Below are 6,000 nucleotides of genomic sequence, written 5' to 3' on the forward strand. Positions count from 1 at the left end.
ACAAAAAAGCAGATTTGGATAGTTAAAAGAATAAAAAAACCCTTAAACATAAAGGTTAAGGGTCTTTTTAAATTTGAACAGTAAACAATCGAGTAGATTAATTTTTATATGATTTTTTTATGAAGGCTTTGAATTTACTTGATGTGTGCCGTAATGGTTCGCGCCTTTGGCGATATAACGCAATTGCCAAATCAGACGCTCGGTTAATTCTTCTCGCTGTTGTACATCTTGATCAAGCGCATCTGCCCCAGCATTAAATACCAAGGTAACCATGGCTTCAGCTTGCATGTAAGCATGATTCGCATCGCAAGGAGTTTCAGCTTCTAAGTAATGCGCAAGCTCTAAAATAAAATGCTGGATCTCTCGAGCGACTGCTGCACGAAATGCTTTTGATGTGCCCGAGCGCTCTCGTAACAACAATCTAAATTGGTTACTCGACGTGTCGATGAACTCCATAAAAGTCAGCACAGAGGTATTGATCACACTGCCACCACTTGCTATTCGACGGCGTGCTTGGCGCATCAATTGGCGTAATGTTAAACCTGCTTCATCAACCATGGTTAAGCCGAGCTCATTCATGTCTTTAAAGTGTCGGTAAAACGAAGTCGGTGCAATACCCGCTTCTCTTGCCACTTCTCTTAAACTCAAATTAGAAAAACTATGCTCCGCACTGAGCTGGTTAAATGCAGCTACTATCAAGGCTTGTCGGGTTTTTTGTTTTTGTTGTGCACGAACACCTGACATATTTTCTCCCTAGAGTTTATCGATAACTTGTGCAGTCTAATACTTGACGTGATGAGAATGAAATACTATTTTAGCGTACAAGTGTACGCTGAGATTTTTTAAGATGAAAAAACCCCCTCTCATTTGGACCAATGTCTTGTTTTTTGCTCTGTCATTTTTGGCAGCCATTACCCTAGTGCCTTGGTATGGGTTCACCTATGGCTTTGAAACCAGCACTTGGATAGCTTTTGTTGCCTGTATGTTTTATGCCGGTCTATCAATCACCGCGGGTTACCACCGCTTATGGGCGCACAAAACATATGAAGCTCACCCAGCAGTGCAATGGATATTTGCACTTGGTGGCGCATTCGCACTACAAAATAGCGCATTACATTGGAGTAGCGATCACCGAGTTCACCACGGTCAAGTCGATGATCCTATCAAAGACCCTTATGCCGCAACCAATGGCTTTTGGTATAGCCACATTGGTTGGATGTTGCGTGACTACCAAGGCAAAAACTATGGCGATTACAGCAATGCCAGAGACTTACAACGTAACCCTATCGTGATGTTCCAACACCGTCATTACATGAAACTTGTGTTACTAACAAATGTAGGTATTCCTTTACTGCTAGGTGCACTGTTTGGTGACATTATCGGTATGTTGTTATTGGCGGGTGTACTGAGACTGGTATTAAGTCAGCACTTTACTTTCTTTATCAACTCACTGGCGCATATTTGGGGCTCTCGCCCATATACTGAGAAAAATACCGCCCGTGATAATGGCTTTTTAGCGTTTTTCACTTACGGTGAGGGCTATCACAATTTCCATCATATTTTTGCCAGTGACTATCGCAATGGCATTCGTTGGTACCACTACGACCCAACAAAGTGGATGATCCGTACATTTGCGGCAGTCGGCCTAGCTAGCAAACTTAAACGCACGCCAGTCGAACGCATCGAAAAAGCCAAAGCAGAAACCTTGTTACTTAAGACTAAAGTTAAACTGGCAAAATTGCCTTTAGCCCAAGATCAGCTTACATTGTTACAACAAGAATATGATTTGCTTCTAAAAAAGTTACAAACCTTTTGTGCGGCACAAAAGCAGTTATTAGAAGCAAAAGCTGATTCCATGCGTGAACAATATGATATGTCGGCCATCGCTAAGCAATATAAAGAGCTAGAAGCTGCTTGGCAGGCTCAAAAACAGGCATGGTTAGCACTAAATGCAAGGCTATTATCGAACGCTTAAATCAATTTGTTCGGTGATAGCAAACTCGCAAGTTGAGGAGGGGCTGTGGCCAAACAAAAAACAGAATCAAATACAGACAAGCCGGCGTCATTTATGTATGACGCCATTATTATAGGTTCAGGTCCTGGCGGTGAAGGTGCCGCCATGAACCTATCTAAAAGCCACAAACGTGTTGCCGTTATCGAGCGCCATAAGTCGGTTGGTGGGGGTTGCGTTCACTGGGGCACTATTCCTTCAAAAGCACTCAGACACTCTGTTAGTCGCTTAATTGAATATAAACAAAACCCACTTTTCAGCCTCACCGAAAAACCGCAGCGCTTAACCTTTGGTGATATTCTTAGCCATGCCAGTAATGTGATCTCTAAGCAGTCAAACCTGCGCAGCAGCTTTTATGACAGAAACCGCATTGAGTTATTTCAAGGTGATGCCAGCTTTATTGACCGTTATTCAATTAAGGTGACTCATGCAGATGGCTCTTATGAAGTGATCACGGCACCGATTATTGTGATTGCTACAGGCTCACGTCCATATCGTCCACCTGGTGTCGATTTCTCTCACCCTAGAATATATGACAGTGACACCATTTTAAGTCTAGAGCATGACCCTCAACGCGTTTTAATCTATGGTGCCGGTGTTATTGGCTGTGAGTATGCCTCTATCTTTAAAGGGCTTGGTGCAAAAGTTGATTTGATCAATACCCGCGATAGATTACTGGCGTTTATGGATGCAGAGATCTCTGATGCACTCAGTTATCACTTCTGGAATAGCGGCATTGTTATTCGCCACAATGAAGAATTCGAAAAGGTTGAACCACATGAGCACGGCGTCATACTGCATCTGCAATCAGGAAAACGCGTACGTGCCGATTGCATTTTATTTGCCAATGGCAGAACCGGTAATACGGATAAGCTCAATCTTGCCGCAGTAGGCCTAAAAGCAGATGGCCGTGGACAATTAAAAGTTAACGATAGCTACCAAACCGAAATCGATAATATTTATGCCGTTGGTGATGTGATTGGTTACCCAAGTTTAGCCAGTGCAGCATTCGATCAAGGTCGTATCGCAGCAAAAGCCATTGTTTCAGGTGGTTGTAGCGAAAAGCTGATCAATGACATTCCTGCTGGTATTTATACCATTCCTGAAATGAGTTCTGTGGGCAAAACAGAGCAAGAGCTAACAGCTGCTAAAATTCCTTACGAGGTTGGTAGAGCCCAGTTTAAACACCTTGCACGCGCGCAGATCACTGGCACACAAGTGGGTAGCTTGAAGTTGTTATTCCACTCGGAGACCAAAGAAATTCTAGGCGTTCACTGCTTTGGTGAGCGTGCTTCCGAAATCGTCCACATCGGCCAAGCAATCATGGAACAAAAAGGCCCAGGTAATAACATCGAGTACTTTGTTAATACCACCTTTAACTATCCAACCATGGCAGAAGCCTATCGTGTAGCAGCATTGAATGGTTTAAACCGTTTAAGCGACTAAACTCAGTCAAGGGAGAGCTTTCACTCTCCCTCCCATAATAAGTTCTTAAAATTTATAGCTGACTGTTGCTCGCCAGATCTTGTCTGTAAGATCTAATGGTAAGCCACTTTTATAGCGATAGCTTAACCAACTATCTGAGTAAAGCCACTCCAAACCAACTCGCCATTTATTAGACAAAGAACGACTTGCATGTAATGTTAAAGCTTGGTTGTCACTGGCATTCGGATCAAATACCCAATGATCTTTATCAATCACTTTTGACTGTTCATAGCGTGCAGAGAGGCGGTAGTTTTCTAATTTCTGACTTAACAATAAAAACCAACTATGAAAGTTATTATCAACCCCTCTGCCAGGACCCATTGCCGTCGAGCCTGACATTGCTTGAGCCACAAAGTGAGTATGCTTTGTGAGCTTACTTTTCCATGCCATACTTAAAAATTTTGTATCCCAAGCATATTGACCTATCGACTCATTAATAGCGGCAGGATCAGCATTATTATCATACCAATAAACTCTAAGGCTGTACTTTTTTAAATACTCTAAATGCGCTCCAACATAAAAGCCAAAACGGCCATCTATCTCATGAAACGGATCTGAATACTGCCACTGCTTTGAGAGTTGTGGCTTCTGTAATGAGTACAAAGGTGCAAAACCTATTCGTTCATTTAAATGTGTTTGCCTGTCATGAGGGAGCAAACCTCGCCAAGCAATTAAGGTTCCCGCCGGATCATTACCTTTGAAAATAGCGGTATGAAAACTTACATCATACTTACTTCTAAACCGTCTTGCAGGGCGCTTTATCGTTAACTCTGTGCCAATAGCCCTGACCTCTTCACCCAGCCAAGCATTTAAAGCTGAGTAGTTATATGTGTAAGGTGAAGACCAAGCAAAACCTGTATTTTCAAGTGACATTTTTGGATAAAATGCGCCAACCTTAGCTGAAACCTGATAACCCCTAGCAATGGGCTTATATTGGAAATAAGCTTCAGTAATGCCAAAGTTTGCTTTTGGCTCAGGAGCGTATTGCGCTACACCAAATAGTGACCAGCTATTTGCAAAATCTATTCGACTAGTAAAAGCTGCACGAGATATTGAGAACCTATCTTCATTTTTGCCAAATCGAGTTGTACCCCATCCCTTATCTAACCAGCTCACAGAGTCAGAGCCCGAATCATAGCTAGCGTCGATCTTACCCTCAAACTTTGTTTGAATATTGCTTGCAATAGTAACCGAAGAAAAGCTTAAACCTAGCAGTACAGAAATAACTTTATTAATAACCATCACTTTCATCCACTACAAAGTCAAAAGCTTCTATGAGAGATTGCTTTATTCTATAGGTCTCTTTTTGAGTATTAGAGCTAAGCTGTACTTCTATTTGCTCACTAGCCTCTAATTTTTCAAAACGCTCATGCCAGACATGTAATTGTGCCTTACCTATTTGGGAAGGAGATAATACAATATTTGCACGACCTTGAACGTCAGTCAGTGCGTAATAGCCAGAATCAACTACCAATATATAACCCAGCATCCAGTCATGAATATTACACCCTAATTCGACAACACCATTATTCTCGAAAACAATCTCTGATTTAGGCGTTTCTTTATATAATTTTAATTCAAATGGCTTTGGCTTCGAAAAAGAGTAAACATGATGCAAAATAGAGTCGAAGTTAGGAAATTCAATTTTAGCGCCAGTTGGCACAACCAAAATGTGTGGCTTAAAAGCTCTATCTTTTTGCCCCATACTAAACATATCAGAAACTTGCTCTGCTTTAGGTTTATATAGATCACCTTCAAGCCACACTACGGCATTACTTAAAGGGTTTCCTGCCTTGTCTTTTACCACAACTTCAAATGCCTGAGATTGTGTGACAAAGCATAAAGCTAAGCTAAGGAATAGCTTTAATTTGTTACGTATCATCTAAATTATCCGTTTTATTCATTGCCTATTACTTGCCGTATTAATCGACAATATGTACATATAAATTAAGCATACACATAGATGACCTAGATACTTAATTTTATTATTCAATAAAAGTGCAAATTATGGTGCAAAATTAGAGACAGCGAACGCAGTGTGTACGCTTCTTTTGCGCAAGAAAGGTGTAAAAGGCTAGCGACAGTGAACGAAGTGAACCCGCTCTTTTTACGCAAGGTGAAATGAGCTAATTTAGCTGGAGTTGAGGATGTATTTACTAACGAGTATGAAAAGTATTTCAGAATGAACAGAGTAACTGCAGTGAAGGTTATTCGCTTCACCTTGTGCTTATGGTGCAAAATTAGAGACAGCGAACGAGGTGAACCCGCTCATTTTAAGCAAGGGGAAGTGAGCTAGTTTAGCTTAAGCTGAGAGACATTTACTATATAGCCTGAATGAACAGAGTGGCTACTGTGAAGGCTACTCACTTCACCTTGCGCTAATTCGTCTTTTTATCACAGTGCATCACCTCATCACTGTGCAGAACGATTTAGCACCATAAACGCAAAAAACCCGCTGCATTACTGCAACGGGTTTCTTTAAATAGGCCCTGGCGATGTTCTAC

At 41.5% G+C, this 6,000-nt stretch carries 5 protein-coding genes; 2 read left to right on the plus strand and 3 right to left on the minus strand.

Annotated features, from left to right (window positions below; translation table 11 throughout):
• Positions 1 to 117 precede the first annotated feature (117 nt).
• The gene (gene fabR, locus CWB72_RS18175) at positions 118 to 744 is read right to left on the minus strand and encodes an HTH-type transcriptional repressor FabR (RefSeq protein ID WP_130256015.1); all 627 of its coding nucleotides are present in this window, start codon (positions 742 to 744) and stop codon (positions 118 to 120) included.
• Between the two features lie 103 nt (positions 745 to 847).
• Here fabR and CWB72_RS18180 point away from each other — a divergent pair, with 103 nt between their 5' ends.
• Positions 848 to 1,975, plus strand: a complete 1,128-nt coding sequence (locus CWB72_RS18180) for a fatty acid desaturase (protein ID WP_138565903.1) — start codon at positions 848 to 850, stop codon at positions 1,973 to 1,975.
• Between the two features lie 93 nt (positions 1,976 to 2,068).
• The gene (gene sthA, locus CWB72_RS18185; protein WP_138634396.1) at positions 2,069 to 3,457 is read left to right on the plus strand and encodes a Si-specific NAD(P)(+) transhydrogenase; all 1,389 of its coding nucleotides are present in this window, start codon (positions 2,069 to 2,071) and stop codon (positions 3,455 to 3,457) included.
• 45 nt (positions 3,458 to 3,502) lie between these two features.
• On the opposite strand, the gene CWB72_RS18190 is transcribed toward sthA, so the two are convergent.
• Together CWB72_RS18190 and CWB72_RS18195 are read right to left on the minus strand one after the other, a co-directional pair.
• A complete protein-coding gene (locus CWB72_RS18190) occupies positions 3,503 to 4,738 on the minus strand; it encodes a hypothetical protein (protein ID WP_138634386.1) in 1,236 nt (411 codons plus the stop codon).
• Positions 4,728 to 5,378, minus strand: coding sequence for a methylamine utilization protein (locus tag CWB72_RS18195; protein ID WP_138634390.1), 651 nt, complete (start codon positions 5,376 to 5,378; stop codon positions 4,728 to 4,730). The genes CWB72_RS18190 and CWB72_RS18195 overlap by 11 nt, the downstream gene beginning before the upstream one ends.
• Between the last annotated feature and the right edge of the window lie 622 nt (positions 5,379 to 6,000).

Source organism: Pseudoalteromonas phenolica (assembly GCF_005886345.1).
Taxonomy (GTDB): Bacteria; Pseudomonadota; Gammaproteobacteria; order Enterobacterales; family Alteromonadaceae; genus Pseudoalteromonas; species Pseudoalteromonas phenolica_A.